Below are 24,467 nucleotides of genomic sequence, written 5' to 3' on the forward strand. Positions count from 1 at the left end.
CGACGAGGGCGACGAGGGCGAGTACTGACAGAGCCGCTTGCGTCACAAGGAAACCCCGGCCCGTCGGAATCGGGCCGGGGTTTCCGGCATGAGGGCGCCTATGGGCGGGTGCCTGTTCGGGGCGGTGGTACGGGTGCGCGGCGGGTACCCCGTGCCCTGTACATCGGCTTTGCATCTTAGTCTCCATCCACCGAGTGACTCGCGTCCTGTGGATGGGCGATCAAGAGGAGGTGCCTGCTGACCTGGGATGATGGGAGTTCTGACGCTTCCAGCACGTACAATCAGCAAGGCACCTCGTAGATGCAAGTTTCCCATACTCCGGCAGCGGTCTTTGCTGTGTTCGATGACCCGAATCTGATCGCGCATGCCGGGCTGGTCCCGGTACTGCGGCTGGCCGAGCGGTGCGGCCTGTCTCGGCTGGTGGCCCAGAAGGTGAAGCTGACCGGCGCGAAGAACGGTGCGGGGGCTGCGGCGGACGCCAAAGTCACAAGCGTCGTCCTGCGCCTCCACGATCACATGATCATCCGTGGGTGGTGCGTTGATCACTTGAGGGTGCCAAGGGTTCTTGAAGTCTGGCAGCTCAGCGAACCAATAATCGGTTGCCTGTTGGCGATGGTGGTGGATGCAATGTCCGGCATGGTCACGTGGGTGCTCCCGTCACGGTGAGATGAGATGAACGCGCACTTACCGGGCGTTGCCACTCTGTGACCAGGCCAACGGCAACCGAATCGTCACATGGGAGAGGCCACCGCATGAATGTGCCACCGTCGTCACCTGGAGCGGAGCGGACCGACGGATCGTGCGTCCGGATCGGCGCTCTCGTTCCGCTGACTCGGCCCGGCTGGGTCGAGGCGGGCCAACACCTGCTCGCCGGCCTCGAGCTGGCCGTTCGCGAGGTCAATGACGCCGGCGGGATCATCGGAAGGCCACTCGAGCTGGTCGTCCGGGACACTGCGGCTGATCCACAGAAGGCCGCCGCAGCCGTGGACGAATTGGCTCACCTGGGCGTGGCTGCCCTGGCAGGGGAGTATCACAGCGTCGTCGCTCGCGCCGCTGCCGCCAGGGCCGACGCCCTCGGCCTGCCGTTCCTCTGCTCGTCGGCGGTTCTCGACGAGCTCACCGAACAGCCGACGGAATGGGTCGCGCGCCTCGCCCCGGCGCAGTCCCACGGCTGGCAGATCTACGCGGACTTCCTCCTCGGCGCGGGCCACAGCCGAATCGCCGTGGCAGCCGATTCGAGTGTCTACTGGGCATCCGGGGCCCGTATTCTGCGGGACTACCTCGCTCCACGCGGCGGCACCGTCATCGAACTCGACATGCGCACGCTCTCCCCCGCGGCCGTGTGCGACGAGCTCGTCGACAATCGCGCGACGGCCCTCCTTCTACTGGTCGGCCACCCGGAGCCGGCGGTGTCGATCGTCAAGTCTGTCCGCCGTGACCAGCGCCTCGCCGAGATCATGATTGGTGCTCCGGCCGGGCAGCCAGAGTTCGCCGAATGGGCGGCGTTGTTGGGCGGCGACGGCGCCGCGATCCCGTTCTTGCGCTACCTGCCCGAGAGCCCCAGCCCGCTCGGTGCGCGGGTCGAGGCGGCCCTCCGGGAGAGGTTGGCCGAAGCGCCCTCCTTCGTCGCCTTCGAGGGCTACGACACGGTCGCTGTCCTTGCCGAGGTGCTGCGTTGTCACGGCGCGGACCGGGCGCGCATCGCCGAATCCTGGCCGCGTGTTGTCGTCGAAGGCACCCGCGGGAAGATCTGGTTCTCCCGCACGCCGGGCATCAACGTGTGGCAATGGGCTTGGACGCCGGTCCAGGTCGTTGATCGGGATCCGGCGGAACCCGATCGCTTTCGGATCCTTCACGCCAGCTGAGAGAGCACGGAGGTCCGGACGCCGTGTTCGTGGTCCTCTCGCCTCGGTCCCGGGCAGCGCCGCCCGGCCTGCACTGAGCACAACGAACAGCCCAACGCCTCGGGTGCGCCGAACTCGTCTGTCCTCCACGGCGTCGGGGGCGCGGAAGGGGCGCAGGCCCTGGCCGGGGCCGCTGGCCCTGATGTTGAACAGGTAGCGGCCCAAGAAGTTGCTGTGGCGGTGCTTGAGCGGGGAGAGCCGGGCGACGTCTTCGTCCTTGGGAGCCGTAGGCGTCCCGGATCTCCCACGCGTGCTCGTACGCCGTCATCTGCCGCTCGGCGTACCGCTTCACGCACGAGGCGTCTTCCACGCTCAGGCGCTCAGCCAGGTACTCGACCACCGGCCACGGCACGTCCAGCGGGTCCTCCAGGAACAGCCCGAGGTAGCGGACCGTGCTTCTCTGCACCAAGTCAAGTCAGGCGAACCCTGAAGGCGGAGGCCGAGCAGACGAGGGAACTCGGATGCTGCCGAAGACCAAGGTCGATCGAGGGCAGCATTGATCATCATCTCGGCTGTAAGACAGTTATCCCGGGGCTACGGTGCAGTGGTGAGCAACAACTCTCTCCTGGGCCGAGCCGTCCGCCTCATCTCACTGTGCCACCAGGGAGAAGTGTTCGGGACGGTGATACAGGCCATGAGCTGCCGGCCTGGGCGCAGGGTTTCGCTGAGGAGGGCCGACGAAGTCTCCAACGTTCGTAAGCCCACAGGGTGTTGACTTCCCTACTGGTATGAGGCTTTCTTAATGGTATGAGGGAGGATCGCAGGCTCCGCCGTCGCAATGAGACCGTGCAGGAGATCCTCGACGTTGCAGTCGAGGTCATGGCCGAAGAAGGCGTGGCGGCGCTCAGCCTCGCGGAGGTCGCGCGGCGGGTGGGCATGCGTCCGCCGTCCCTGTACCAGTACTTCCCGTCGAAGATGGCCGTCTACGACGCGCTGTTCGAACGCGGGATGCGGCAGGCGGTCGAGGTGCTGGATCCGTACCTCGTCACGCTCTCCGAGGATCCGCGGAGCGCCATCACCGAGGGCCAGGAGGCCACCATTGCCTGGGTGATGGCCAACCCGGTGCTCGCGCAGCTCCTCTACTGGCGGCCGGTGCCAGGTTTTGAACCCTCGCCCCGGGCGTTCGAGCCCGCCGTGCGACAGTTGGAGGCCCTGCGCGCGGCACTTCAAGCAGCCGTGGACGCTGGTCAGTTGGCGCCTGCGGCCGCAAGCGAGGAAGGCGTGGCCCTCTACACGGTGCTGACGTCCGGTGTGATCAGTCAGCAGCTCTCCAACGAACCGTCTCCATCGGCCGGGGAGGGCCGGTTCACCCGGCTCGCACAGACGGCACTGGACATGTTCTTCCGCTTCTACGCCCCCGAGGAGGGCGAGTCCGATGACTACATCCTTCGTGGCAGCCGCACACCTGCCGCAGACCGGCCGCGACCGGTCGGCTGAGATCGCCGAGGCCGAGGGCCGGGCAACCTTCGCCCTGCTCAACGGCCTGGGCAACGGCGACTGGTCGCTCCCCACCGACTGCGGCGAGTGGGACGTGCGCACCCTCGTCTCCCACCTCGTCGGCCAGTGCGAGGACAACATTCGTCTCCGTACGATGCTGCGCCGCCAGCTCGTGGGGCCGCGCCGCTACCCCGACAAGGTCACGCTCGACGCCCACATGGCCGTGCAGATCGACGACCATGCCTTTGAGGCCGGCCCGGCGCTGGTGGAGCAGTTCGCATTGCTGTGGCCCCGCGCCGTGCGCGCCCGCAGGCGGAGGCCCGGTCCGATGCGACGTGTCACGGTGGACAGCGGGATCCCCGGGGAACCCCGGATGTCCATCGCCTACCTGCTCGATGTGATCTACGTACGTGACCTGTGGATGCACCGCATCGACCTGGCGCGGGCCACGGAACAGCCGGTCGTACTCGGGGAGCACGACCGGCACATCGTCGAGCAGGTGGTCCGCGACCTGGCGCTGGCCTGGTCCGACGCACTGGTCCTTTTGAAGCTCAGCGGCCCCGCGGGCGGCACCTGGCTGCTGGGCTCGGGCGAACCGGCGGGAGTTGTCAGCGCCGACGCCGTGGCGTACATGCGTGCACTGTCCGGCCGCGACGGCGAGGTCGCGCTGGAGCTCACCTCCGGTGCCCCGGAGGCCTTCGCGGCCGTCCGCCGGGCCAGGGTCGTGTTCTGACGGACAGCCGCCTCATGGTCCAGGCCGGGCAGGCCCGGCTCATGGCCCGTATCACCGAGAGGCCATGAGCCGAGTCCCGCCCGAAGGCCTGTCAGCCGCGGGCCGCCGCGCTGCGCCCGGCCCGACGGGGGTCACCTCACTGCCCGACGTCACCGGCAGACTGGCCCTGTGTCCGCGTCATCCGCTGATCCGCAGAGCAGCTCGACCACTTCCTCGGCACCGGCGACGGCCCGCACGCCGTCGCCGCCCAACGCGCTTACCTGCTCGCCTCCTTCGACGTCCACCTGCGCAACCGCCACACCAACCTGTTCGACGGCCCGTCACCGTACTGCCCGGAGATTACCTTTCCGCGCTGACAAGCTCCCGGACCTCGGACTCTGATGGCTGACCTCAGTGCCGCCCTGTTCGCCTTCTTCGCGGGCATGGCCGAGTCCAAAGGCGACGACGGGAATGGGCAGAGCACCATCTGGATGACCGCACCCAACAACGGCGGGGCCGGCTGGCAGAACCTCGGCGGAGAAGTACCGACCGGCGACGGGGCGGCCATCCACAATCCTGACGGCCGTCTCCAGGTCTTCGCCGCTCTCGCATTCACCCCGTCACCCAAGCGGACCCCGCATCGCTGATCGGCAGCAACCGCCCAGCCCCCAAGACCGCCATGCGCTACGCAGACTCCGCACGGGCCCTGCCGGAACAGGCCGTCGAGCGTCCATCGCGGTGAAACCCGCTCGACTTGGATACCCCCGTGACGAGATCCTTGGGCATGGAGTTCCTCTGTCACCACCGCGACCGGTCCGACTCCCTGCCGCTGCGCGACGAGCTGCTGGCAGAGCATTGGGCCTACATGGACCAGTACGCGAAGGAGATGATCGCCCGGGGCCCGACCCTCGCCGACGACGACACACCCACCGGCAGCGTGCACATTGTCGACCTGCCCGATCCCACCGCTGCCCGCGCGTTCGCCTTCGACGAGCCGAACTACCAGGCGGGCGTCTACCGGGACGTGCTGCTGCGACGGTGGCGCAACACGCTGGGGCGCACCATGTGGGACTTCCCCGGCGGCCGGACCGGTGGCAACCGGTACCTGGTGCTCGGCCTCGGCGCGGGGCAGGCCGCCGACCTCGCGGTGCCGCCCGATCGGGAGGAGCTGATCGCCTACGGGCCGCTGCTGTCCGACACTGGTGCCATCTGGCTCGGCACGGCGGCGTTGGTCCGGGCGCCGGACCCGGACACTGCACGCGCCACCCTGACACCGGACCGGTACGCCGACATTGAGGTGCACAACTGGCAGTTCGGCGGGCGGTCGTGATGACGGTCTCGGACATCTCCGGCCAGTTGTTGGGTTCTCCAGACGCTCAAATGTTGCTCAGGAAGCCTATGAAGCGGCGCACGTCCACCTCGGCGGCCGTTGTTCGAAGGGTGGTTCGTCGTCTGGCCCAGCAGCTCGGCCTGATCGGCGGCTCCGTCACTCCGAGCCGTAATACAGCCGGAGGAACTCCTCCATCGCCGCGTCGACGCCGGCGCGGTCACCGGTAGCGAGCAGGTCAAGCAACAGACCGCGGACGGTGGCAAGCCCCAGCCTGGCGCGGTTCCGGGCCGCGACGGGATCTGCCCCTGCGGTCATCTCGGCGGCCACGAGCGGCTCCAGCCAGTCCGTCACGAGCCCTTCGACGACAAGGGCGGCCTCGAGGCGTCCCCGCAGCGCGTGCCCGTAGATCTCGAAGAAGAGCCGCTCCTGACCGGCCAGCCCAGGGTCCGTCAACTGCTGCCACAGTCGCCGCGCGACATTGGCCGGCGAGAGGCCGGGCTCCAGTCGGAGCCGGGACAGCAGATCACGCTGGCGCCGCTCCGACGTCCTGACGATCTCGACGAGCAACTGTTCCTTGGAGCCGAAGTAATGGATCAGCATGCGGTGACTGACGCCGATCGCGGCGCCCAATCGGCGCAGGCTCAGGTCCGCGATGCCGTGTGCTGCGACGTGGTCGACGGCCGCGTCCACCAGTTGGGCGCGCCGGCCGCCGTCCGTGCCGTGCGCGGGGCTCTCTGGATGCACGTCGTCCGTATTCAGCACATCGCGAGTGTACCAATGGGTACATGGCGCATGTACCGTGTGGTACATGAAGTCTGTCACCGTGTCGATTGACGTGCCGCAGGCGCCGGAGCACGTCTACGACTTCCTCGATGTCATGGCTCACCACGAGCGATTCACCAACCACTACCTGACCGACTGGCGCTACAGCGGCCCCGGCCGCGGCGTAGGGTCGTGCGCCACGGTCACCGCCGCACTGGGCGGCTCGAAGAGCGACGTCACCATCGAGGTCGTCGAGGCCGACGCACCGCGGCGCATCGTCGAACGCAATGTCAGTGCGGCCGGCCGGCGCCTGGCCCACGGCGTCTACACCATCGAACCGCTGCGAAGCGGTGGGAGCCGCGTCTCGTTCACGTACGCCTGGCTGCGCGCCCCTCTCGCCGACCGCCTGCTGGCACCCGTCGTCCGGGCCATGATGCAGCGCGCCAACCGCACGGTCATGCGTCGCCTGGGCGCCGAGTTGGTTCGCCATGTCTCCGCTGCCGGCTCCTGACGGCGGTGCATCTCGACTTATCTGCCTGACGCGGGAACCGAGCCCCGCGGTAGGTCCTCGTGGTGGACGGCCGCCCCCTCTGCGGCTCGGTGCCGTCATCGCGCCACCTGACGAAGCAGTAGTACGCCGCGCTGCGTGGCGGCAGGAGGCGCTCGCGTGGTCGGGCCGGTTTTACGAGGCCGCGCCCACGGCCTTCTTCGCTGCGGTCTGGCTCTGGTAGGGGCAGGCGAGCTGGTGCAGGATCTCCTGCGCCAGCAGATCCTCGGGCCCCTTCAGCGCGTCCGCCCGTTTCCGGTCAACGGGGAACACCATCTCAGCCGCGACGTTGTCCTGCACGATCCGGGCCAAGTTGTCGAGGGCGACAAAGACCGGGTCGCCGGGCAGTTGGGCCGTCGGCAGGTCGATCAGGTGCGAGTCCGCCTTCGCGGGGTTCATGAACTGCTTGACGATAATCGAGTTCTGGTTCGGGGCGGACGTCGTCCAGATCGACAGAACGACGATGTACAGGCCGGGCCATTCCTCCTTGCCGACCTTGTCCCGCCACCGCTTCATGAGATCCTCCACGCCTTCGATCTGCGCCTGGGTCGCATACCTCACGTTGGTACCGATAGCGTCGTTCAAGCCGCCCGTGAAGTTCTCGAACGACTTCATGTCAAAGGAACCGCGCTGCACGGACTTGTTGATGAACCCGAGCGCGCCGTTGAGGATCTGAGCGCTCGACGCTTTCAGCTCCTGCGGCATGTGCGCGTGGTGGAGCTGCTGCCGGGCGGTGGTCAAGGTGGTGCCGAAAGCCTGAAGTGGGCTGACCCAGTCCTTCGTTCCGGGCCCCCTGAACGCCACCATGTCCACGTCGTGCTGGTCGAGATAGGCGGAGCTGGGGAGGCTCGGGATCTGGCGGCTCAGGTACGGTGCGATGATCGAGTAGATGCCCAGCGGAGCGTGGGCGATCGACTTGGCCAGCTCGAAGATTTCGGAGACAGGGTGCAACGACTCCTGCTCTCCGTTGTGGATGAGGGTGTACAGGCCACCCCGGTCGTCATTCTGAACGACGATGACCGGGCCGAGTTGCTTGACCAACTCGGCCCGGAGCGCGTCGTAATTCTTCTGCGTGTCGGTATCGACCGCGAAGATCGCGTTGCGGGCCCGGAGTTCCAGGGCCGTCGAGTCCGGTCCCGGATTGCCCTTGTCTGCAGATGCGGCCTGAGTGCCGCCGAGAAGCGCCGTGGCACCGAATGCGGTAGCTGAGCCGAGGAATTTTCTACGCGTGCTCACTTTCTGCCTTCTCCTCGTTCGAGCTTCGATCATTCACGTGCGCGCGTCGGCGTGCCCGGGCCCTTGTCGTATACGGGAATGTCGCTCAGTCGCCGGTGTTGGTGGCCCACACGGGCCGGTTGGCGCTGTTGTAGACGACGACGTTGCCGTCGTCCTGGACGGCGAGGTAGCGACCCTTGTGCCAGGTTCCGGCGGCCCAGATGGCCTGGCCGGCCCTGTTGTAGATGACGAAGTTGCCGTCCGCCTGCATGACGAGGTGGTGGGCGTTGGGGTAGACGTTCGGGGCCTGCCAGACGGGACGGTTGTCCTTGTAGACGACGACGTTGCCGTCGCTCTGAACACGCAGGACAGTACGGCCGCTGCCGGAGGTCCATGCCTGGTTCTTACCGAGGGTGGCGGGTGCGTAGAAATGGGAGTCGCTCCGCAGGGCCTTTCGGGGCTGCGTGCTCTGGACGGTACGGCTGCTCTCCACGGCGTCAGCCGAAGGAACAGAGGCCAGGACGGGCAGGGCTGCGAGGACGAGCGCGGGCAGGCCGCGCCACACGAGGTTCTTGATCACAACCCCGGATTTACGCAGTCCGCATACGTCTGCGACAGCCCTGGAGCCACGAACTCACCCGTACGGACCAGCGACTTCACCACCGAAACGACACTGCATACGCCGACCGCGACGCCGACTCCTTCGAACGCGCCGGGGACAACCCCGAGCCCGGCGGCCCGTACGCCCTGCGCAGGGCCGCCCCAGCCCACTTCACCCTCGGCCCCCGCCGAGACGTCCTCTCCGACCGGCAGATGAATCGGCTCCACCCCCGACGAGCACACCGAATCCATGGTGTGCCGCGGGACATCGGCGTCGACCTGGATGGCGTGGAGAGCGTCCGCGTCGCGGCTGGGGAGTTCACGGAGTTGAAGCCGGGGGCTGTGGAGTTGACCGGGTGCGTGTAAGGACCCCAACCGCAGGCGCTGGTGAGCATCTCGGACGTATCCGGCACCGCCCACCAGGCCACTGGTCGGTTGTCTCCGCCCTCGATGCGGACGGCCGCGGACGCCTACGCCAAAACCGGGAGGCTGACCTGGTAGTGCTGAAGAGCATCCAATCGCCGGACGGGCTGATCCATGTCAGGACTCCTCGCTGTAGGCGAGTTCGCTCGCGAGGAACGCCGCCCCCACGACCCCCGCGCGGGGCCCGAGTTCGGACATGACGATCGGAAGATTGCCCGTGGCGAGGGGAAGCGAGCGCCTGTACACGACGCTGCGAATCTCGGCGAGCAGGGGATAGCCGAGCCCGGTCAGACCGCCGCCGATCACGATCATCGACGGGTTCATGAAGCTGACCAGGGTGGCGAGGACCTGCCCGACCCGGTGGCCGCCGGCCCGGACGAGGTTGACGCTCGTGTTGTCGCCGCCGGACGCGCACTCCGCGACATCCCGGGCGGTCAACACCCCCCGCTCGGCCAGTCGTTCGGCGAGGGCCGGCGACTGGCCGGACTTCGCGGCCTCCGTGGCGTCCCTGGCCAGGGCCACCCCGCCGAAGTACGCCTCCAGGCAGCCGGTGTTCCCGCAGGAGCAGACGGGCCCGTCTGTCTCGGCCTCCACCTGAACGTGCCCGATGTCCCCGGCGCACCCCTCCGCGCCCCGGTAGATACGGCCGTGATGCTGCATGCCGGAGCCGATACCGCTGCCGATCTTCACGAAGAGCAGATGGTCGACGGTCCTCGCGACCCCGCTGTGCCGCTCCCCGAGGGACATCACGTTGACGTCGTTGTCTACCACGACGGGGCAGCCGTGGGCGCGGGCGAGGGTGTCGCGTACGGGAAAGCGGTTCCAGCCCACCATGATCGGCGGTGAGACGGGTACGCCCTCCCGGAAGCTGACTGGCCCCGGCAGACCGATGCCGATGGCGTCGAGCCGCGTGTAGTGCCCCTGGTCAGCCATCGCGCGCAGGAGTTCGCTGATGCGGTCGAGTACGGCGACCGGCCCGGAGCGGATGTCGGCGGATTCGGAGCAGGAGGCCACCGGTGCGAGCGCGCCGTCGGTGATCTCGATGTCGACGGAGCTGGCGCCCAGATCGACGGCGGCGAACCGCAGGCCGGGGTCGAGCTGGATGAGGGTGGAGCGCCGCCCGCCGCGCGACGCGGCGGGGCCCGCCTCACTGACCCGCCCGGCGGCGACCATGCGGTCGAGTTCGCCGAGCAGCCGCGGGCGCGGAACCTCCAACCGGTCCGCGAGTTGAGCGCGGGACAGCGGGCCGTTTTCACGCAGCAGACTCAACACGCGGTACTGGATGTTCACGGACTCACTTCCTCTGGGCGCCTTCGGACAGCTTTCGGGAGGTGTCGCGGGGGCGGAACGCGGGCGGTACGGGGGCCGGGCATCGTACCGCCCGGCAGGATTCGTGCCCGTGGGGTGGCAGGAACGCAGGGGCGCGGGCGGCTTTCGGTAACTTTTTCACAGGGCGTCGAAAGTTGCCGCCTTGTTGACGGAACCCGACCCGGCAGGGACGCCACGACCCGGAATCAGGCCCCGCGACGGTGTCGAGTCCGGGCACAGAACTGCCCCGCCGTTGAGAGCGAGGCAGTTCTGTCAGTCTCGGCGTCAGCCGGTGGCGCCTCCCTTCAGCGCCCGCGCGTCCCGTGCCAGGGCCGCGCCCGCCACGCTGTCCGGCACCAGGGCGGTGTCGGCCGTGTAGCCGGCGAACGACTCCAGCATGGCCGCGGCCCGGCTGGTGCGGCCCGCCTCGGCGTGCGCCTCGGCCTGGCCGAGTCGTACGGTCAGCCGCTGCTGTCCCTGCGCCGTGATCAGGCCGTCGGCCCGCAGCTGGGTGATCAGCGCGCGGATGTCCGCGTAGGAGGTACGGGTGGTGAAGGCGACCGTCTGCGTGGTGGTGTTGCCGGCCTTGTCCCGGGCCCTGACCGTAAGGTCATGGCTACCCAGCGGCAGCCGCCACAGCTCCAGCGCCTGGCCGGTGGTGACGGCCGTGCCGTCCAGCGTGGCCGTCGCGGTGGCCCCGCCGGAGACCGCGTCCGCCGCTGAGAAGACCGGAGTCGGACGCTTGGAGTCCCCGTAGACGCCGTCGGCGTCGAGACCGGTGGCCGTCACCGTGGGACCGGTACGGTCGATCCGTACGGTGAGCGAACCCACTTCGGAGACGTTGCCGCCGTTGTCGGTCGCCCGGTAACGGACGGTGGTGGCACCCTCCTTGGACAGCGTGACGGCCGCGTTCGCCGACTGCCAGGTCGTCCCGTCGTCGACCGAGTACTGACGACTGGCGACCGTCCCGTTGTCGGTCGCCGAGACCGTGAGCGACACGTTACTGGTGTACCAGCCGTCGTCACCGTTGGGCCGGGGCGGGTTGAGCGTGGCGGTGACCTTGGGCGCGGTCTTGTCCGCGACGCCCGCGCCCTGGAAGGTCAGTGAGTCCAGCTCGACGCCGCCGGAGCTGGTGACAAAGACCTCGCCCGTCCCCGAAGGGGCGTTCGGCAGAGCGGTGGTGACGGTCTGCCAGCCCCCTCCGGCCGGAACCGGCACCGTGGCGAACGGCTCGGCGTCGGCCGAGCCCCAGCGCAGCGCCAGCGTGCCGGCACCACTGGCGCGGGTCTTGACCCCGTTGATCCCGGCGAACGACACCGGGTCGTACGCGATCCAGTCACCCGCGTCGAAGGAGGTCAGCTTGCGCTGTCCGGAGGCCGTGGTGTCGTCCGTGATCGTGACGCCCTCCGCGGAGTCGTAGTGCTCGCCCTGCATCAGCGCCGGGTTGAGTACCACCTGGGCGTCACCGGTCGCCGGCGGCACACCGCCCGCTCCCTTGTCGGTGTAGGTGATCCCGAGGACGCCGAAGACGTTCTCGGTGTCACCGTGCCCCGCGTCGGCCGGGGTCGCGACGCCGCCCGTGCAACCGGTGCCGCTGTTGACCGGGTGCCCGTGCTGGTTGTGCCCGAGACCGAAGGTCCAGGCCGCCTTGGCGCAGTCCGGCGTGGTGCCGTCCTCCGGGTCCTCGACGGCTATGCCGTACGGCACGGCGTCGCCCCAGTTGAAGAACCCACCGTTGGGCGGCGAGGTGATCCGTACCGTCGGCGCCGTGTTGCCCACGGTGATCTGACGGCTCGACAGCCCGAACTTGCCTTGCGGGTCGGAGACCTTGAGCCGGGCCTGGAACTGCCCGTTCTCCGGGTACGTACGGGTGGCCGTGGGGCCCGTGGCGTCGAAGGTTCCGTCGCCGTCGAGGTCCCACTGGTAGGTGAGTTCGCCGTTCTCCGGGTCGCTGGAGCCGGTGGCGCTGAACGAGACCTCAAGCGGTGCCTGGCCGGACGACTTGTCGGTCTTGATCACCGCGGTGGGCGCCTTGTTGCCCTCGGCGTAGTCGATCCGGTAGAGACCCGCGTCGGGGTTCTGACGGAAGAAGCCGTCGCCGTAGTCGAGGACGTAGAGCGCGCCGTCCGGGCCGAACTCCAGGTCCATCGGGTTGTCCCACTGCGGGATGCCGTTCTGCGACCGCTCACTGTTGGGCAGGACGTTCTCCAGCTTGCTGACGGGGCCGTCGGGCCCGTCGAGCGTGAGCGCGGCCACGTAGTCCTGGGAGAACTCCGCGAAGAACGCCTTGCCGTCCCAGTACTGCGGGAACTTGCCCGGCGAGGGGTTGTCCGCGTCGTAGTGGTAGACCGGACCGGCCATCGGGGCCTGGCCGCCCGGACCGCCGGGACCGCGGAAGGCGGTCAGCTCGGGCCACGGCTGGTCGGTGTCCCGGTCGCCGTACCAGAGAGTGGCCGGCACGGACGGGGGCAGCTCGGTCAGGCCGGTGTTCCAGCGGGAGTCGTTGACCGGCGCCGCGCAGTCGAAGGCGGGGCCGGGCGTGAGGGTGGCGAAGTCGAAGTCCCGGTAGGGCTTGCTGTTGTCACCCGTGCAGAATGGCCAGCCGCTGTTCATGGCCTTGGTCGTGGTCTGCCACTCGACGTATCCCATCGGCCCGCGGTTCGGGTCCGCGGTTCCGGCGTCGGGGCCGTAGTCGCCCCACATCACGGCGTCGGTCTCGCGGTCCACCGCCAGCCGGAAGGGGTTGCGCAGGCCCATCACGAAGATCTCGGGACGGGTCTTGGCCGTGCCCGGCTCGAAGAGGTTCCCCTTCGGGATGGTGTAACTGCCGTCCTCCTGGACGTCGATCCGCAGGATCTTGCCCCGCAGGTCGTTGGTGTTGCCCGCGCCACGACGCTCGTCGAGACCGGGGTTGTAGCCGGCCGCGTCGTTGATCGGCGTGTAACCGTTGACGTTCGGGCCCGACGCCGGGGTGTTGCCGCCGGTGGAGAGGTAGAGGTTGCCATGACTGTCGAAGTCCACGTCACCCGCGACATGGCAGCACTGACCGCGGTTGGTGTCGACTCGGATGATCTCCTGCGCGGTGGAGAGGTCGAGCTTGTCGCCGGTCCACTTGAAGCGGGTCAGGGTGTCGTACCCCTCCCACTGCTTCCAGTACGCGTCCGTCTGCCCGGCGGGCAGCTGTAGCGGTGCGGAGCCGGCCGGGGTGTTCAGCGGCGGCGAGTAGTAGAGGTAGACCCATTGGTTGGTGGCGAAGTCCGGGTCGAGCGTGACCGTCTGCAACCCCATCTCGGAGTTCTGGTACACGTCGACGTGGTTGACGACCTTCGTGACACCGGTGCCGGGGTCGGTGAGCCGTAGGTCGCCGTTGCGGGCGGTGTGCAGAACCCGGCTGTCAGGCAGTACGGCGAGGTCGATCGGCTCGCCGGTGTCCTTCGTCAGGGTGACTTTCTCATAGTTCGACCAGTCCAGGGCGTGTTCGTGGCCTGGGTGCGCCTGGGCGGCGGGCGCGACGGCCACACCGCCCAGCGCGGGCAGTGCCACGAGCAGGACCCCCGTGATCATGCGTCTCAGGGTGCGGTGCACGGTGATGCGTCTCCTCGATCGCTGACGGTAGGGAGCGGACAGGGAGGCGCCCCTGCACGTGGAGGCGCCTCACGTTCTTGGGCGGGCGAGGTTCTCTCAGCTGCCGGTGTCGCGGCGTGTGCCGCTACCGGTGCCGCTGGGTGTCCGGTCGGGGTCAGCGGCGGGACTTCGACAGGCGTTCTCCTCGACGGTGACCACACCGTTGAAGGTGGCGCCCGCCGCCACGAGGTCGGCTCCGGCCTCGACCGTCATCGTGCCCTTGACCTTCGTGCCGGTGAGGGTGCCGGACATCCCTGCCGGTACGACCAGGTCGTTGCTGACGGTCACGGCCCCGCGGTCACCGACACAGGCGGTGTAAAGAGCGGCCTGGGCTGCGCCGGAGAAAGCCAGCGGACTCCCGGATGCCACCAGTGACGCCGTGGCGATGAACGTACGGACCTTCATGGCGCTTCCCTTCCGCTGCGGTCGCGGCAGAGTCGCTGACCCGGCCGGTTTCCCCGTGTTTCGACGGTGGTGCTGCACGGTGCGTGAGCGACGACCGCTGTGACGGCGATCGCGCAGCGCCTCGTGACGGGCGGTTGCCCGGCCATGGGGGAGAGACGTGGAAAGACTCGTGAGGTGAAGGGCGTTCGAGGGAACGCTGATTGGCTGGGGTGTTATAGCGACGAAACACATGTCTCGATGGGCCGAGACGTTAGAGCGCCGTGTAGGGACTGTCCAGAGGTTCGGTACGAATCTCTGGAACTTTCTAATGATTCATCAAAAGGTCTGAGGTGCCGTTAGAAACGGCAACGGAACGGCCAAGGTGCTCGTGGGAGGCCACAACGGCGCCGCCGTGCACCTGCGTTCGCAGTCGCGAAGGAGGCGGGCGGCGATCTCGGCGACCGGCCGGAGGTAACACGTCTCAGTGGCAGCCGAGTTGAGCTGGTGAGGAAGTCTGATGGGGCCACTCGGTCGCTGAGGCCGGGAAGTCGGCGCCGAGGGGCCAATGAACGACGACGGCCCCCGACGGCGGCCGGATTCTATGCCGCGCAGTCGTACTGTTCGGTGAGGTTGTCGATGCCCTCCAGGAGGATGGTGCGGCTCTTGGAGATGAGAGCTGCCGTATCCCAGTTCTCCTTGACCAGGACACCTGGGGCGACCTTCAGAGTCACGGTGACGTGGGGGGCGCCGGTTCCCATGGGCCCGGCGCAGGAGGCGGGGAGCTGGACTTCGCTAGGGCGCGGCCCGATTCAGCCGGAGTACCCGGCGCCGACCGGGGCAGCGTCCTCGGCGGGCTTGTTGAGGGTGTCGGTCGGCCGCACGTCGAGGGTGTACTGGATCCGGGAAGTCGTGCCCTCGCTCGTCTCGCGTTCAACGAAGCAGATGGTGGAGAACACCGGGTCCGCCCCCGTGCCCTTGTCCTCGTCCACGATCAGCTCGCCCCCCCTTGCGGTCGTCGAGCAGGCTCGCTGTCTCCTTCGTGAGCATTCCCAGGCACAGATTTCTCGCCCGGAGGTCCTTCAGCGGGCTGGGCCAGAGTTGGATCGCGGCGACGACGGCTGCCGCGACCACGAGCACTGCGGGCAGCACCAGATACCTCTTCGACGGCGCAGCCGGTGGCGACCGCAGAAGCGACGCAGTAGTCGAATTCGCGACGGGTTTCGCCTATCGGCCTGTCACCGAAGAAGTCCCTGACCAGTCACGGCTGACCATGGTGTGCGGGGCGCGAGCCACGCTCGTGTTGTGGCTGGCCGGCGAGGCCACCCCCGGCACCCGCGCAGCACTGCGCTCCACGCGCGACCGAACCTCCGGAGGCGGAATCAGCGTGCCACTGCTCAACTCAGCCGCCGGACTCTCCTTCGAACCTCGCGCCACAGACTTCGCCTTCGACCTCGTCGACCATCCGACCAAGCGCAACGAGGCAGCGATCACGGCGAACTGGGCCGAACTGACCGCGCCTGCCACGACGGTCGACCGGGCCGCCCAACTGCTCGGCGTCAAGGCCCCCCGCCCTTCCCGAAGAAAGCCAGGTGGCGGGATGCTGATCCCAACCGCATTGCCAGCCACCGGAGCGCACACCAGAGCACGAAAGGTCGGCCCGGTCGAGATCGAGGGACCCCGGGCGGTACCAGCCGCCGCGCTCCCCGTACGCCGGGATGGTGTCGTCGGACCCGAGCAGGCCGAGGGACGCATGCCGTGCCCCCGGCCCGTTACGCAGGTGGATCGTCGTCGTGGGGTGGTAGCCGCAGCTGTTGAACTCCTGCGTCACCGTTGCCGCGGTGGCGGCGGCCGCCGCCACCACGTCCTGCCGAACATCGACGGCACCCTCGCGACGAAGGACTCACCCGCCTGCGCCTGGCCGGTCGTGACGACCTGTCTACGCGCTTGTCGGCGCTGCCTGCTGCACGACCTCGAAGGACCACAGCGTGGACCCGCTTGCCGCTGGTCGAGGGCGCTCGCCGCTCTCCGCGCCACTGCCCTGGTGGGCCGTCTTCATGGGGCCCTCCATCCAGGCTTGGAAGGACTCTTCGTCACGCCACCGTGTATAGACGAGGTAGTTGTCGGTGCCTTCGACTGGTCGGAGGAGTTCGAACCACTCGAACCCGTCAGAGTTCTCCACGGCATGGGCACGGGAGGCGAAGCGCTTCTCCAGCGTCTCCCGCTGCTCGGCAGGGACGGTCAGTACGTTGATCTTGACTACGCTCATGGCCCCATTCTGCCGCACGGCTGCCGGTCACCGGTGGTAGCGGCGGCCTCCGACAACCCGGACCCGCAACGGCCGAATCGAAAAGCAGGCGTGAGCGACGTGTTCGGCGTCGCCTTGGCGCGCGTGGCCCTTGCGGGCGGGCCGCCGAGGAAGCGGCGAAGAAAAACGGCTGCGGCCGTACGAAGCAGCGGAAGCGCATGGCACATGCCACAGTCGCGCCGATGGCATCCACGAGCCGGACGTCGGCTCGGGACAGCCGGGTGTTCAGTCCTCTCTCCTCTCGCTGCCCGCCGACACGCGGTTTGTCACCGTACGCTGCCACGTCTGACCCGTCCGCCAACCGACGACTTCATGCCTCAATAGCATCAGGTGTTGCGTACAAGACAAGGTGAAGGGTGTGAGCGCTGGCGAGCCATCGTCCCGCGAAACGGTGCGGCGTGGATCAGCCGTTACGGCGTGCGGCCCAGACGGTGCGTTCGGTACGCACGGCGAGGTCGTCGCGGCGCAGGACGCTGTGGGGGCTGTCAGTGTCGTCGAGGTCGGCCTGCACGGTGCGCCTGGGGCTTGCGGCATCCGCACGGCACTTTGGATGCCTGCGGGGTGCGCTGGCGCGCCCTTCCCTGCCCGGCAGTCGGTCAGTGGTTCTTCGCGGTGAAAGCGCCGGCTTCGCCGAAGGCGAGGTGGGCGAAGCGTTCGCCGATGCGCTGGTGGGTGGCGGGGTCCGGGTGCAGATCGTCGGGCAGCGGCAGTTCGGCGTGGTCGGCCTCGCTGTAGAGGTCCAGGCCGTGGAGGTAGTGCAGGTTCGGGTCGGTGGCGGCACGCTGCTGGACGATGCGGGCCAGCTCGTCCCGGATCACGGTGAGGGTCAGTTTCCCAGCAGCTGTCTGCGCGGGGTCGCCGGTGGCCACGAACCGCAGCCGCCCTTCGCTCATCGCGCTGAGGTCCGGGGCGCAGGGGCCGGGCGTGTTCTCGTGGATGGCGCAGTAGATGGGCGAGACCACCAGGAGCGGGGTGGTGGGGTGGCCGTCGCGGATGGTGTCGAGGAAACCGTGGACGGCCGGGCCGAACGCGCGCAGCCGCATCAGGTCGGTGTTGACGATGTTGATGCCGATCTTGATGCTGATCAGGTCGGCGGGGGTGTCGCTTATGGTGCGGGCGGTGAACGGGTCGAGCAGGGCGCTGCCGCTGAATCCCATGTTGACCAGCTCCACCTTGCCTAGAGTGGCAGTTCGGGCGGGCCAAATCCCGGTTGGGGTGGCGGCGTTGGAGCCATGGCTGATCGAACTGCCGTGGTGCAGCCAGACCTTGCGGCCGCTGGGCGGAGGTGTATGGACCGGGGCGTTGGTGCGCAGGGCGGCCAGCTGGGTGGTCTCGTCGTGCGGCAACCAGATCTCGACGTCCTTTTCGTCGTCGGGCAGGCCGGTGAAGCGCAGGGTCTCCACCGGCCCGGGCCGGGTATGTGCGGTTCCGGAGGTCATGTCGATGGTGAGCGTGTCGCCCTCGGTCGCGCTGGTCCGGCCCGCGGGCCGCCCGTCGACGAGGAGCTCGTACACCCCGTCGGGGCGTGGCGGCGCTCCGACGTAGACCCGTTTGGTGGCCACGACGTCCAGCTCGACGGCGGTGGCCCGGGTGCGGAAAGCCAGCCGCACTCCAGAGGGCTGTGACTCCGCCATGGCCAGCTGGCCGTCGGGGATCTGCTGCCGGGCGCGCGCGGGCAACCGGTGGGGCAGTACACCGCGTTCGGTGCGCTCCAGGTCGAGGGCGCCGCGCAGGAGGCCGGCGGTGATGGGGGTGGTGCTCCAGTCGTGCTCGGTGTTCATTTCGTCGGTCTCTTCGATCTGGAGGGTCAGTTGGCGGGGGCGGCCGGAAGGGCCTGGTCAGGAGGTGGTGGGCCAGGTGCGCAGCAGGGCGTCGAGCGCGTTGAGGATCTCGGTCCAGCTCTCCTGCGAGTCGGGGGCGCTGTGGCTGAAGCCGCCGGCGGTCTCCAGGCCGACGTAGCCGCTGAAGACGCTGCCCAGCAGCCGCACCGCGTGTGTCTGGTGCGGTTCGGCCAGGTTGTATCCGCGCAAGATCGCCCGCGTCATCTGGGCGTGCCGGACGCCGGCGCTGGTGGCCGCCGTCTGCGGGTCGAGCCGGAACCGGGTTGCGGCGAAGCGCCCCGGGTGCTTGAGGGCGTAGTCGCGGTAGACGTTCGCGAAAGCGCTCAGGGCGTCTTTGCCGGCCCGTCCGGCCACGGCGGTGGAGACCTGGTCGGCGAGTTCCTCCAGGGCAAGCAGGGCGATCTTGGTCTTGAGGTCGTGGGCGTTCTTCACGTGCGAGTACAGGCTCGCGGTCTTGACACCGAACCGCCGGGCGAGTTCCGCGGGGGTCGCCTGCTCGAAGCCGACCTCGTCGGCCAGCTCTGCTCCCGCCCGGACCAGGCGCTCCGTGGTCAGTCCTACCCGTTCCGCCCGTGCCATGTTCATCCTCCGAATCGCTTCTCATCCCTGACAACGTTGATTATGCATTTGCCTAATCAGATTAGGCAAATTAGCGTGTCCTTTATGAAGCCGCTGACTGAGCAAGAGATTCGTACCGCGTTTGTGAACTGCACCAAGGGCGAGGCCAGGCGTCTGAGCGTCCCCCGCGACCTGGCCGAGCTGTGCTGGGACGACCTGGACTTCCTGGGCTGGCGAGATCCCCAGGCCCCCGACCGGGCCTACCTCGTGGCCGAGCTGGACGGCCGCGTGGTCGGCGTCCAGCTGCGCTCCTCCGACGTCGGCTCCTGGCAGATGCGACGCAGCATGTGCTCGGTGTGTGTGACTACCCACACCGGGGGAGTTTCCCTCATGGTCGCGCCGAGGTCCGGGAAGGCCGGGCAGCAGGGCAACTCGGTCGGCGTCTACATGTGCAGCGACCTGGCCTGCTCCCTCTATGTACGCGGGAAGAAGGACGCGGGCATCGGCGCACGCCTCCACGAGTCCCTCACTCTGGAGGAGAAGGTCCAACGGACCGTGGCGAACCTCGCCGCGTTCATCGCCAAGGTGACCGCGTGAATCGGGCCCGCCCCCGGTCCCACCCGTATCGCCGCCGCTGCCCGGCCCTGAAGTGGCTGACCGAGGCAACGGCTCGCAAACTGATCGCTGCCCTGGCCGTCCCCTGATCTTCGCTCAGCCCTCATCCGCCCTGTTGCCGTCATCGTCGAGGCCGGGGGCGTTCGGGTTGCGTAGCGGGCGCAGGCCCTCGTGCGGGACAGAGGCGATGAAGCTGTAGCGGCCCAGGACGTGCACGTTTCGCTGCTTGAGGGGAGACAGTCGTGCGACATCCTCATCGCGGATCCCGTGGCCCTCCAAGCGGAGCTGAGTGGCTGCGGCGAACTGGAGCATCGAGAACGCTATGGCGCACGTGAGCAGTCGCCGAGCCTGTGCGGGTGCGCAGACTGACCGATCAGGAAGGGCAGAAGCAGCAGCAGGTCGTGCGTCGGGGCAGTACCAGCTCGATGCACTACGGCCGGGTGATGATGCTGGCGTCCGCCGGCGGAAACCGTGCCTCGGCCCACTGCGCCGGTTCACCCCGGGGGCGTTGTCAGCGGCTGCCCGCTGTGGGGGCGAAAGGTCCGTCCAGGGCTGCCCATTGCAGGAGCAGGATGGTCTTGCCGTCGATGATGCGTCCGTCGCGGGTCATGGCGAGGGCTTCTGTGAAGGGCAGTTCGAGGACTTCGATGTCTTCGCCGTCTTCCTCGAGTCCGCCGCCGGTCCCGGTCCGGTCGGCCGGGGTGTAGGGGGCGGCGAAGAAGTGGAGGCGCTCGGTGACGGAGCCGGGGCTCATGTAGGCGTCGAGGACGTGGGTGAGCGGTCCGAGCGTGACGCCGAGTTCCTCGGCGCTCTCGCGCCGGATGGCGGTCGGCGGGTCGTCCGCGTCGAGCAGCCCCGCAGCCGCTTCGACGAGCATGCCGTCGGGGTGGTCGTTGACGTAGGCCGGGTAGCGGAACTGGCGGGTGAGCAGGACGTAGCGACGTTCGGTGTCGTACGGCAGGACGACGGCACCGTTGCCGCGGTCGTAGGTCTCGCGCTGCTGGGTCTCCCAACGCCCGTCGCGGCGGCGGTAGTCGAAGGTGGTGCGGCGCAGTACATGCCAGCCCTGGGAGGTGAGCTCGACGTCGCGGACCATGACGCCGGGGTTGCGGTCCAGGTCGCGTCCGGCCTGGTCGAGGCCGGTGCGGCCGCGGTGGTCAGGGGTGTCGATGCCGGGGCGGCTTGTCACGCGGTCTCCTGTGTGGTGCGGCAGGGGATCTCGGCCACGTCGTGATAGACGGGCAGGCCGCGGCGGCGGGCGGTGGCGACGTCCTGGTCGGCTCCGGTGGAGTCTCCGGGCAGGCGCAGCACGGCGTCACAGTGGGCGAGGAGGCGGTCGGCGGTCGGGTAGAGCACCTGGTCGGCGAGAGGGTCGGTGGGGCCCGCGCCGACTGAGTGCAGGACGGGCAGGGCGATCCACTCCCCGATCACGGGGAGGTGGCCTGCGGCGAAGACGGGCCAGGCGGCTGCTTCGAGACGGGCGAGGTTGGCGGCCATGGCCTGCGGGTCGCCGTCGGTGCCGGAGCGGTAAGGCCCGGCGATCAGGATGAGCATGGGCTTGTCAGTCATGGGGCGCTACGATACATGCAGAAACGTGCAAGAACAGGAGAGAGTGCGAATGCTTGCTGCTGAACGCCGTGACCACCTGCTCGGTCTGCTTGCCCACGAGGGCAAGATCGTCGCCAAGGACGTCGCCGCCGAACTGGGGATCTCCGAGGACAGCGTGCGACGCGACCTACGCGATCTCGCGGCCGACGGGCTGTGCCAGCGGGTCTACGGCGGGGCGCTCCCTGTTTCCCCGGCCGTGGCGGACTACGCCGCCCGGCAGGCCGTGGCCCCCGACGGAAAACGGAAGGTCGCCTCGGTGGCCGCCGGGCTGGTCCGGCCGGGCGGTGCGCTGATCCTCGACGGTGGTACCACCGCCCTGGCCGTCGCCCACGCGCTTCCGCGGGACCTGGCCTGTACCGTGATCACCCACAGTCCGACGATCGCCGCTGCCCTGCTGGACCACCCGCAGGTCGAGCTCTTTCTGCTCGGTGGCCGCATCTTCAAGCACTCCGCGGTCGCCTGCGGTGCGGCTGCGGTCGAGGCCGCACAGAACGTCTCCGCCGATCTGTGCCTCATCGGCGTCACCGGCGTGCACCCGGAGGCGGGACTGACCACCGGCGACGCCGAGGAGGCCGCGATGAAGCGCGCCCTGGCCGCGCGGGCCGCGGACACCTACGTCCTCGCCTCGTCCGAGAAGATCGGCACGGCGTCGCGGTTCCGTGTCCTGCCCTTGGAGAAGATCAGCGGACTGATCACCGACGCCGCCCCCCACAGCGCAGTCGTCGAACAACTCACGGCGCTCGGCGTGGATGTCCTGCCAGCCGGCTGACTGCCACATGCCGAGCGAGAGATTGCCGGCGGAAAGCTGCGTCCGTCTTCAGGTAGGCACCCTGCAGAAGACAGTGGTCTACGGACTCGGCTTCGAGGTGGACCCCATCTTGGTGGCCTCCGATATCAAGGGCACCTTCGGGCCCGACGTCTGGCTGGGGGGCGCATGAGCGATTATGGGCCCTTGCCCGTTCACGGCTTCGACGTAGTTCCCGACTGCTGGTGCTGTGACCGGCCAGGACGGAGCAATAGTCAAATCTTGTGGACAGTTCGCCCGGACGTCCCGGAACAACGCCCGGCTCGGCGGTCGCTGTCAGGAGTGCAGCGGGCCATACGAAGAAGTGCCCGGAGGCGTGGCTCATGGGGTACCCAAGCTGCACATCTGTGAGCATGCGCAAGATGAACTCACCGGTTCCGCAATCGAATTGCTGCTCCTCGCCGTCCGACTGTGTGACCACGGTCCACTCGTCGGGATCGGTCGCGCCTGTCGACCACATGAGTCCGAGCTCGTACTCTGACCAGCCCCAAGGTAGGAGTCCGCCAGATGCCAGGTCGGGGCCGCATCTTTTCCACGGGTTGCGGCCGACGCGGGGACCGCCGGGCACGGCAAGCTCGAAGTACTCGTCGAAGCTACCCGCGCCGAACAGGTCGACGATCTCCTTGTAGTCGCTGGGCAGCTGTGTGCCGAGGTCGGCCTCGATGGCGGGCCAGTCAACGCGCGGCCCGGGTATCGGTTCCCAGCCGGTAACGATGCGCAGCTTCTCGGCCCAGGACGCGCCTTGCGGGAACCCTGCGGACGCGGGGTCCTCGCGGTGAGTGATCACGGCGACAGCCCGTGGGCCGTCCTGGGAGGCGACCAGGCCGCACCCGATCCAGCGGTTCCGGTAGCCCCAGCCCCGCATCTCCAACAGCTCCCCCGCCTCGAAGGGCCCGGCCAGCGGCAGGCCGGTGCGTTCGGTGAGCGACGGATCGACGAACCCGCCCGCTGTGGGTTGCGCTGCTCCGTGTGGGTTGTTAAACCGACAATATTCGTGCCGGTGTTGGTTGGGGTGGGGTGGGGGTGTCACTGTTCACGGACTTCCCTGCGATCGTGAGAGTGTCATGAAACTGTTTCCCAGGATTTTCGGACAGTCGAAGGATCTGGCTGACGCGGGTGTGTTGCCGCGGCTCGAGGAAAGTGTTGAGAGTGCCGGTTACTGGGCGGCGAGGATGCCGAGGGAAGCGGCCCGTTTGGTGCGCAGGGTTCGCGCGTATTCCTTGGCCGCGGCGGTGTTGTGTCTGGTGACGGGGCTTTTGGCCTGGCCGGTTATCGGTGGTTCGTCGCAGCTGGCCGCGCAGGTGTTCGTGTCGGTGTTGTCGGGTTGTGCTGCGTTGGTGATTGTGGCGCCTCATGCCACTGGTCTGAGTGATCGTGGTGATGAGTCGATCCGGTTGTGCAGCACGTATGGTGCGGTGTATCGCGAGCTTTTGGAGGTACGGGCGCGGCTGGCTGCCGGTTCATTGGATGATCCCTCTCATGTGGTGGACATCGTCCGCCGGTTCGAGCGTATTCAAGAGCGCAAGGATGCGCTGGCGTTGCCGGTGGGGGACGGGCATCTGGGGGGTGCGTGTGGTGTGGAGGCGGCCGGGGGCGGAGGGCGGTGGGGTCGTGCCGGCCTGGGCGGGCTGCGGGAGGTCACGGGTTCGTTGCTGCCGTCGATGAGGGTGCGTCGGCCGGGCGGGCGGATGGCGGGTGTCGATGACGAGGCTGTTCTTGCCGCGCTTGTCTGTGTGTTGACGAGCGAGTGTGAGCCGCGGCAGGTGCGGCGGTATTCCAGGGTTTCGTCGTCCGTGGTGTCCCGCTTGTTCCGGGGCCGGTCCCGGGCCGGGTCCCGGGTGGCGCTTTCGCCGGGCGCTGGAGGCCGTATCCGCGGGCTGGGGTCTGCTGGTTCGTTGACGAGCCGTCCCCGGCTCGGCCCGGGCACGGCCCGCGGGGGCGGTGACCCTGCGGGTCTTGGCCCCGTGGGTGGTGACGGGCGAGGTTCTGCGGTGCAGCTGGTGCGCGACGCTGCCGGTGTGCCCCTGGTCCTTGGCGTTTCGACGAGCAGTACCCGAGACGCCAGGACCTGAGACCGGCCGGGCCCCGGCCCCGGGGCGCGCCCCGGGCCTCGGGGGTGCGTCCCGGAATCGTCATGTGGACACCGGCTGGCCTAAATGCCTCCTATGGTCAGTCCGTGACCACTTCGTCGCAGAGCCCAGCCCCGATTCTTCCAGGCGAGCACGGTGAGCTGCTGCATGCACTCGCGGAGCAGGGGGCGTTACTGCTGATCACCGTGCGCGACATCACCGATGCCGAGGCCGCGCAGGGCATGACCGTGAGCGAGCTCACCCTGGGCGGGATCGTGAAGCACCTCACCCGGGGTGAGCAGGTGTGTACGCAGATCATGGTCAAGCCTCGGTGTTTCACCGCGAATTCCAAGGACGGTGACGTTCTGTCATAGCATGGAAAAGGTGCCCCTTGACCTGCGATGATCCGGCTTGTCTAAG

27 protein-coding genes and 4 pseudogenes are annotated in these 24,467 nt (G+C 68.4%); 12 read left to right on the forward strand and 19 right to left on the reverse strand.

The annotated features are described in order from the left end of the window. The first annotated feature begins 336 nt into the window (after nt 1-336). Nucleotides 337-666 carry a hypothetical protein gene (locus ACIBB8_RS34480; protein WP_398958919.1) on the forward strand — a complete coding sequence of 110 codons (330 nt, stop codon included), beginning with the start codon at nt 337-339 and terminating at the stop codon, nt 664-666. Between the two features lie 86 nt (nt 667-752). After that, nucleotides 753-1,865: an ABC transporter substrate-binding protein gene (locus ACIBB8_RS34485; protein ID WP_398958921.1), complete on the forward strand. Its 1,113-nt coding sequence runs from the start codon at nt 753-755 to the stop codon at nt 1,863-1,865. Nucleotides 1,866-2,130: 265 nt separating this feature from the next. On the opposite strand, the pseudogene ACIBB8_RS34490 reads toward ACIBB8_RS34485, so the two are convergent. Beyond that, nucleotides 2,131-2,310, reverse strand: a pseudogene (locus ACIBB8_RS34490) (DUF4158 domain-containing protein); the annotation flags it as partial. Between the two features lie 341 nt (nt 2,311-2,651). Between ACIBB8_RS34490 and ACIBB8_RS34495 the strand changes: the two are divergent. The 4 genes from ACIBB8_RS34495 (at nt 2,652) to ACIBB8_RS34510 (ending at nt 5,383) form a co-directional block, all read left to right on the forward strand. Beyond that, entirely contained in the window at nt 2,652-3,341 is a 690-nt protein-coding gene (locus tag ACIBB8_RS34495) for a TetR/AcrR family transcriptional regulator (RefSeq protein WP_398958923.1), read from the forward strand. Next, the gene (locus ACIBB8_RS34500; protein ID WP_398958925.1) at nt 3,280-4,074 is read left to right on the forward strand and encodes a maleylpyruvate isomerase family mycothiol-dependent enzyme; all 795 of its coding nucleotides are present in this window, start codon (nt 3,280-3,282) and stop codon (nt 4,072-4,074) included. Before ACIBB8_RS34495 ends, ACIBB8_RS34500 begins: the two co-directional genes overlap by 62 nt. Before the next feature lie 380 nt (nt 4,075-4,454). Next, the gene (locus ACIBB8_RS34505; protein WP_398958927.1) at nt 4,455-4,700 is read left to right on the forward strand and encodes a hypothetical protein; all 246 of its coding nucleotides are present in this window, start codon (nt 4,455-4,457) and stop codon (nt 4,698-4,700) included. A 137-nt stretch (nt 4,701-4,837) separates the two neighbouring features. Beyond that, nucleotides 4,838-5,383 (forward strand): YciI family protein, encoded by a 546-nt coding sequence (locus ACIBB8_RS34510; RefSeq protein ID WP_398958972.1) that lies wholly within the window; start codon nt 4,838-4,840, stop codon nt 5,381-5,383. 156 nt (nt 5,384-5,539) lie between these two features. Here ACIBB8_RS34510 and ACIBB8_RS34515 read toward each other — a convergent pair whose 3' ends face one another. Then, nucleotides 5,540-6,145, reverse strand: coding sequence for a TetR/AcrR family transcriptional regulator (locus ACIBB8_RS34515; RefSeq protein WP_398958929.1), 606 nt, complete (start codon nt 6,143-6,145; stop codon nt 5,540-5,542). A gap of 46 nt (nt 6,146-6,191) precedes the next feature. Between ACIBB8_RS34515 and ACIBB8_RS34520 the strand changes: the two genes are divergently transcribed. Next, entirely contained in the window at nt 6,192-6,656 is a 465-nt protein-coding gene (locus ACIBB8_RS34520) for an SRPBCC family protein (RefSeq protein WP_398958930.1), read from the forward strand. 171 nt (nt 6,657-6,827) lie between these two features. On the opposite strand, the gene ACIBB8_RS34525 is transcribed toward ACIBB8_RS34520, so the two are convergent. From ACIBB8_RS34525 to ACIBB8_RS34585, 13 genes and pseudogenes are all read right to left on the reverse strand, one after another. Continuing rightward, entirely contained in the window at nt 6,828-7,928 is a 1,101-nt protein-coding gene (locus ACIBB8_RS34525) for a hypothetical protein (protein WP_398958932.1), read from the reverse strand. A gap of 85 nt (nt 7,929-8,013) precedes the next feature. Further along, complete coding sequence (locus tag ACIBB8_RS34530) at nt 8,014-8,487, reverse strand: hypothetical protein (RefSeq protein WP_398958934.1); 474 nt, start codon at nt 8,485-8,487, stop codon at nt 8,014-8,016. Then, the gene (locus ACIBB8_RS34535) at nt 8,484-8,882 is read right to left on the reverse strand and encodes a hypothetical protein (protein ID WP_398958936.1); all 399 of its coding nucleotides are present in this window, start codon (nt 8,880-8,882) and stop codon (nt 8,484-8,486) included. Before ACIBB8_RS34535 ends, ACIBB8_RS34530 begins: the two co-directional genes overlap by 4 nt. A 165-nt stretch (nt 8,883-9,047) precedes the next feature. Beyond that, nucleotides 9,048-10,220, reverse strand: a complete 1,173-nt coding sequence (locus ACIBB8_RS34540) for an ROK family protein (protein ID WP_398958938.1) — start codon at nt 10,218-10,220, stop codon at nt 9,048-9,050. Nucleotides 10,221-10,523: 303 nt separating this feature from the next. Then, a complete protein-coding gene (locus ACIBB8_RS34545; RefSeq protein WP_398958940.1) occupies nt 10,524-13,802 on the reverse strand; it encodes a PQQ-dependent sugar dehydrogenase in 3,279 nt (1,092 codons plus the stop codon). A 117-nt stretch (nt 13,803-13,919) separates the two neighbouring features. After that, nucleotides 13,920-14,267 carry a hypothetical protein gene (locus ACIBB8_RS34550; RefSeq protein WP_398958942.1) on the reverse strand — a complete coding sequence of 116 codons (348 nt, stop codon included), beginning with the start codon at nt 14,265-14,267 and terminating at the stop codon, nt 13,920-13,922. 578 nt (nt 14,268-14,845) lie between these two features. Then, nucleotides 14,846-15,004, reverse strand: coding sequence for a hypothetical protein (locus ACIBB8_RS34555; RefSeq protein WP_398958944.1), 159 nt, complete (start codon nt 15,002-15,004; stop codon nt 14,846-14,848). Nucleotides 15,005-15,055: 51 nt separating this feature from the next. Further along, nucleotides 15,056-15,235, reverse strand: a complete 180-nt coding sequence (locus ACIBB8_RS34560; RefSeq protein WP_398958946.1) for a hypothetical protein — start codon at nt 15,233-15,235, stop codon at nt 15,056-15,058. Nucleotides 15,236-15,645: 410 nt separating this feature from the next. After that, entirely contained in the window at nt 15,646-16,074 is a 429-nt protein-coding gene (locus tag ACIBB8_RS34565; RefSeq protein ID WP_398958951.1) for a hypothetical protein, read from the reverse strand. A gap of 108 nt (nt 16,075-16,182) precedes the next feature. After that, on the reverse strand, nt 16,183-16,512 hold the full coding sequence (locus tag ACIBB8_RS34570; protein WP_398958953.1) for an antibiotic biosynthesis monooxygenase family protein: 330 nt from the start codon (nt 16,510-16,512) through the stop codon (nt 16,183-16,185). Between the two features lie 442 nt (nt 16,513-16,954). Then, nucleotides 16,955-17,053: pseudogene (locus tag ACIBB8_RS34575) on the reverse strand (SAM-dependent methyltransferase); the annotation flags it as partial. A 94-nt stretch (nt 17,054-17,147) separates the two neighbouring features. Beyond that, a complete protein-coding gene (locus ACIBB8_RS34580; RefSeq protein WP_398958955.1) occupies nt 17,148-18,332 on the reverse strand; it encodes a GDSL-type esterase/lipase family protein in 1,185 nt (394 codons plus the stop codon). Nucleotides 18,333-18,389: 57 nt separating this feature from the next. After that, complete coding sequence (locus ACIBB8_RS34585) at nt 18,390-18,971, reverse strand: TetR/AcrR family transcriptional regulator (protein ID WP_398958957.1); 582 nt, start codon at nt 18,969-18,971, stop codon at nt 18,390-18,392. Between the two features lie 84 nt (nt 18,972-19,055). Here ACIBB8_RS34585 and ACIBB8_RS34590 point away from each other — a divergent pair, with 84 nt between their 5' ends. After that, nucleotides 19,056-19,547 carry an FBP domain-containing protein gene (locus ACIBB8_RS34590; protein ID WP_398958959.1) on the forward strand — a complete coding sequence of 164 codons (492 nt, stop codon included), beginning with the start codon at nt 19,056-19,058 and terminating at the stop codon, nt 19,545-19,547. Between the two features lie 114 nt (nt 19,548-19,661). On the opposite strand, the pseudogene ACIBB8_RS34595 reads toward ACIBB8_RS34590, so the two are convergent. Then, nucleotides 19,662-19,865 (reverse strand): annotated as a pseudogene (locus tag ACIBB8_RS34595) (hypothetical protein); the annotation flags it as partial. Nucleotides 19,866-19,915: 50 nt separating this feature from the next. Between ACIBB8_RS34595 and ACIBB8_RS34600 the strand changes: the two are divergent. Next, a pseudogene (locus tag ACIBB8_RS34600) lies at nt 19,916-20,038 on the forward strand (IS630 family transposase); the annotation flags it as partial. 38 nt (nt 20,039-20,076) lie between these two features. Here ACIBB8_RS34600 and ACIBB8_RS34605 read toward each other — a convergent pair. Together ACIBB8_RS34605 and ACIBB8_RS34610 are read right to left on the reverse strand one after the other, a co-directional pair. Then, a complete protein-coding gene (locus ACIBB8_RS34605; RefSeq protein WP_398958961.1) occupies nt 20,077-20,754 on the reverse strand; it encodes an NUDIX domain-containing protein in 678 nt (225 codons plus the stop codon). Further along, a complete protein-coding gene (locus tag ACIBB8_RS34610; RefSeq protein WP_398958963.1) occupies nt 20,751-21,134 on the reverse strand; it encodes a DUF4406 domain-containing protein in 384 nt (127 codons plus the stop codon). The genes ACIBB8_RS34605 and ACIBB8_RS34610 overlap by 4 nt, the downstream gene beginning before the upstream one ends. A 49-nt stretch (nt 21,135-21,183) precedes the next feature. On the opposite strand from ACIBB8_RS34610, the gene ACIBB8_RS34615 reads away from it, so the two are divergent. Continuing rightward, nucleotides 21,184-21,942: a DeoR/GlpR family DNA-binding transcription regulator gene (locus tag ACIBB8_RS34615; protein ID WP_398958965.1), complete on the forward strand. Its 759-nt coding sequence runs from the start codon at nt 21,184-21,186 to the stop codon at nt 21,940-21,942. On the opposite strand, the gene ACIBB8_RS34620 is transcribed toward ACIBB8_RS34615, so the two are convergent. Beyond that, nucleotides 21,905-23,008 (reverse strand): hypothetical protein, encoded by a 1,104-nt coding sequence (locus ACIBB8_RS34620; protein ID WP_398958967.1) that lies wholly within the window; start codon nt 23,006-23,008, stop codon nt 21,905-21,907. The genes ACIBB8_RS34615 and ACIBB8_RS34620 overlap by 38 nt on opposite strands. Before the next feature lie 34 nt (nt 23,009-23,042). On the opposite strand from ACIBB8_RS34620, the gene ACIBB8_RS34625 reads away from it, so the two are divergent. Further along, nucleotides 23,043-24,050, forward strand: coding sequence for a hypothetical protein (locus tag ACIBB8_RS34625; protein WP_398958968.1), 1,008 nt, complete (start codon nt 23,043-23,045; stop codon nt 24,048-24,050). A 104-nt stretch (nt 24,051-24,154) separates the two neighbouring features. Further along, on the forward strand, nt 24,155-24,421 hold the full coding sequence (locus tag ACIBB8_RS34630) for a hypothetical protein (RefSeq protein ID WP_398958970.1): 267 nt from the start codon (nt 24,155-24,157) through the stop codon (nt 24,419-24,421). The last annotated feature ends 46 nt before the right edge of the window (nt 24,422-24,467 follow it).

This window comes from Streptomyces sp. NPDC051286 (assembly GCF_044455345.1).
Lineage (GTDB): Bacteria > Actinomycetota > Actinomycetes > Streptomycetales > Streptomycetaceae > Streptomyces.